At 50.2% G+C, this 4,314-nt stretch carries 3 protein-coding genes; all 3 read left to right on the forward strand.

The genetic code is table 11. The features are described 5' to 3' along the window. The coding region (locus AN618_RS12060) for an IS200/IS605 family accessory protein TnpB-related protein (protein ID WP_157081755.1) at window positions 1-552 on the forward strand (552 nt) is incomplete at its 5' end. 373 nt (window positions 553-925) lie between these two features. Next, the gene (locus AN618_RS12070; protein ID WP_157081756.1) at window positions 926-2,953 is read left to right on the forward strand and encodes a hypothetical protein; all 2,028 of its coding nucleotides are present in this window, start codon (window positions 926-928) and stop codon (window positions 2,951-2,953) included. A gap of 469 nt (window positions 2,954-3,422) precedes the next feature. Continuing rightward, window positions 3,423-4,314 (forward strand): RRXRR domain-containing protein (locus AN618_RS12075; RefSeq protein WP_187694938.1); only part of this gene is annotated, 892 nt, incomplete at its 3' end.

Here is a 4,314-nt window from a genome sequence, read left to right on the forward strand (position 1 = left end):
TATCTGATAGGCGTTTTAGCCAAAATAGTGGTAGACATAGCCTTCTTCCTGGGCAAGCCAATAGTCTTAGAGGACTTGAACTTTGGTAAAGACAGGCTGGATACCAATAAGAAGTTCAACCGAATGGCTTCAAACTTTCCCTTTGCCAGGATTGTAGAAGCCATGTACCGGAGGGCTGTCAAGGAAGGAGTGTCCTTTAAGCTCGTATCTGCCCGGCACACATCTACCATAGGCTACTGGAGGTATACGAAGCGTTACGCCGTCCCGGTACACTGTGCGGCGGCATTGGTTATTGGCCGCCGGGCGATGGGTTTTAAGGAACGGGTAACTAAAGAGCTTAAACAACTGGTAGTCCAAATCAAGCAAAACCTGACCTGTAAGGTCAATACTTATACACCGAGGGAAGGAAGAGGGATGACCCGTAGGGTCAGGGCCTGCTTGAGGCGGCTGGAGGAAAAGCTCCTTATGCACAACGGGCTTGCCCGGTGGCAGCAGGAGGCGTATTACTCCGTGTGGCATGACCTCAAGGAGCTTGCCCTGTCCTTACGGTGACCCCGTTTAGCCGGTGTCGGACAAACCGGTAGGCGTCCTAACAGGACGGCTCGGGCGGCGGTGAGCACACCGCCTCTACTCCAGTTCACTCAGACCTGTGGGTGGTGAAAAACACCCCGTCAGTCCGAGCAGGCGAGTCTGGGGTACGGGAGGGGATAACCTCTCCGTCCGGGTTCCGGGTGGGACGCCCGGGCCGAGGCCCCCTGTCGCCCTGCCCCTCGGAGGGCAAATCAAATATCCGGGAAGGAGGCGAAAGCCTGGTCTGGGGGCCGGCTTGGCTGGAGATAAAAACAGTCAAGTTTTTTGAACCAGGAAAGGGACCAAGGAAGAGCCGCGAAATAATAGAAAAAAAAAAGGGGGGGGGGGGAGATGTTTGTCGCCCAGGATGCAATATGTTAAATTCGTAGTAATTACTGTTATTGTCATGCTTGTTTTTGTAAGCTACGCTCCTCCAGCTAGAGCGGATAAAGACAATTGGCAGCTTTTCGGGAATCAGGCACCGAACTATCAGCAAGGAAATTTTGGCTATACTATTTCATGGCTATTATCACTGCCAATTACCGGCCTTGCAAGAGCAATATTGTGGGCATCCAATAAAGTGGGACTCTACAGCATCCGTGAACTGGTTTTCGCTGAAGGGCGATTGGCTTCCGGCAGTGGCGGTGTGTTCTCAGCCCAGGAATGGGAAAAAGTAATAATGCCGTGGTACAGGGTATTCTTTTTGATAGCTTCTGCGGGAGTCCTTTATAGTTTGGTCATAACATGGGCGGGCTATAGGACACTGGCAGCTTCAATATCGCCCCAAAGAGCCGTAAGTTTTTCTAATACAGTGTGGAACATTTTGATCGCAATGCTGTTCATGACCCAGATGCCGCTATTCTTAGACCTTATCTCCGATGCCAACGCAGTTATAGTCGGAGCTATAAAAAATTCGCTTATCAGCCAAGGCCTTTACAATAACCTGGCATCTCTAGACCCACAACGGCTTATCGATACCTTTGATAACCCAGATCTCGGCACTCAAAACCCGCTTTTGAACAGCTTGATACTACTCGGCCTCGCCGGGTTTACTCTTACCCTGAATTTCCTTTATATGATAAGAAAATTCGTCGTTGGAGTTTTGATAGTAATCTCCCCAATCGTTGCATGGTCGCTACTTTCATCCAGACGTACGCCTTTCCTCTTAATGCTTTCAGAAATTGTGTCCAACACGTTTATGAGCGCTTCACATGCCGTAGTTTTGGCATTTTACCTTTCCATGCTCGCCTATAATGAAGACGGTATGTTCGCAACATGGTGGGCGAAATTGTTCGCACTTTGCATGCTTATCCCAACGGCATCGCTGCTGAGACGACTTATAACTGGTTGGTTTAACCTCTTAGGCATTGACGAAGAAGCATACGCAGGGATGGCAGCTGCGGGCGTGGGAAGCCTGGTTGCTACAGCCGCTATCGTAACAGGAGTGCTAATTGGACGGCGGACGTCGATGAAACAGCAACCCAAGCTGCCCCAGGAACCAAAACGGCCACCTGAAGAACCGGAGAGTGGAGGACCATCCGAGAGGTCTTCAGTAATAACAACGCCTTTAATAACACGTGCCGGAGAAAATGTATTCGATAAGTTCGGGGGAAGTGTTGTCCCATCAGTAAATACACCTATAAGCACAAGCGGTAACAAGGCCGAACCGCAGATACCGGCTTCAAAAGCAGGTTTTAAGGATGTTATTTCAAGGATAATGGCAAACGAGGACAAAGCGCCGAAATACCCGACCGGTATACCGCTGCCGAGGGAGAGAAAAGACCCGACTAAACCTGAGTCGGAAGGGATTACTTACTCGATACCTGACCCTGAGCTACTTGCAAAAGAAAAGCTGTACGATAAATACGAGCCGCTCCATGCGCACGAACTTCCTTCTTTGAGCGCCGCAAATTACCGTGATACGTCAGTAACTGAAGATAGAAATGTGATTCTCGGCCCTGCAGGGGTTGATGGGCCGTCTTATAGAGAAATAACACAGCAAGGCGGAGAAGGTGCTGCGGTAAGCAAAGATAAAAGCCAGGCTTCGGGATGGTTAACCCTGGAAAACATCGGTAAAGTGTCGAGGCCGATATTAAGTGCTGCAGGGAAAGCCGCAGTACTTACCGGAGCATCTATAGGCGGCGCTGCAGGTACAGCATTCGGTATGGGTATGGGTAATACTGCCATGATGAGGACGCTTCAAGAAAAAGGCGCTGTTGCCGGAGCATGGGCTACGGTAGCACTAGGAAGGGGGTTAAAAGCTGGAGGAACTTATGCTATAAAAGCAGCACCGGTTGTAGGGTCGAAAGTGGTAGATGTGGTAGGAAGGCTGAAGGCGAGAAATCCAAGCGTTTCAGCTCTAGATAAGCCTTCGCTAAAGTAGTAGACGCCATACTATGGCATCTTCTCAGTAGATGCCAAAATAATATCAACCAGCTATTGACAAGCCGACGGCTTTATGCTATGCTAAAGACAAAGCCAACTTAAAGCTGGGGAACAAAGTGGGGAACAAAATATCCCCGGATGGGGAAGTCTATGCGAAATCAAGGGGTGGTACGCGCGTACCACCCCTTCTAAATATGCGAATATATTCTCTTGTCAACTACCCCCGCTTATAGAAGCGGGGGGCTTGTCAGCAGGGGTGAACTGCTGACAGGTCTGCCACCGGCAGGTAGTTGAACGCGGGTGTGCGGCAGCGGGACCTGACGCTCCGGGACGACACTCCCAGTCCCGGGAGACAGCGGTGAAATCCCGCAGCCTTACACGGGGTGCTGCTGCACGCCTCAGGGAGACCTACCACCTTTCAAAAAGGTGCCCGGATCACAGGGCTCCTTACAGAAGGAGGAGAAAAGATGGTATTGTTCACTGCCGACAAATACGGCAGGCCCGGCCACCCGACGAAAAGGTTCGACATGATAAGGAAACTGAGGAAGAAGGGCAAAGTAAGAATCGTTGGCGGAGGTGCCTCCGGCAAGCCACCGGTAGCAGTGTTCCTGGACAGAGAGTTCGATTACTCCAAAACAGTACCAAGGAAACTCATCATAGCGCTCGACCCGGGATACCACTACATAGGGTTTGTTGTGTGCGAAACAAAAAATGGGAAACTGATCGTATACTGCCAGGGTGTTTTACAAACCAGAATTCCCGAGATTAAGGAGTTGATGACAGAAAGAAGAAGACACCGAAGGAACAGAAGATACTATTCGCGGTGCAAAAAGAGACATTTATCCGCCAGACATGGTAGGGTTTTAACAAAATTTAAGGCGCCAAGAATAGTAAGGGCTAGAGACAAGTCGAACGCCACCCTCAAACATGGTGTGGAAACGCACTTCAATCTTTACAAAAAGCTTTTAAGGCTCTTCCCCTTTCCAGCAGAGCAGGTTGTATTTGTCATGGAGGATAACGTCTTCGATGTCAGGGCAATGACATGGGGCAAAACATACGGCACGGGTTACCAGAGATCACCCAGAACGCCAGCAGAGAGGAAATGCATCCTTTGCGGGACAAAAGAGAATTTGCAAAAACACCACCTGATACAGCGGAAGAGCGGTGGTACGGACGTTCAGGAGAACCTGGTATACCTATGCAAAGACTGCCATGAAGATGTACATGCCGGGAGGGTATATATCCCCATAAAAGGCATCAAGCAGTGGCGTGCATTGGGGACGATGAACGCAATAATGGGGAAACTGCGGAAAATGCCGCGGCTGGAGTTTGTACCTGCATCGGACGTGGCACAGGCGA

It is taken from the genome of Fervidicola ferrireducens, from assembly GCF_001562425.1.
GTDB classification, from domain to species: domain Bacteria; phylum Bacillota; class Thermosediminibacteria; order Thermosediminibacterales; family Thermosediminibacteraceae; genus Fervidicola; species Fervidicola ferrireducens.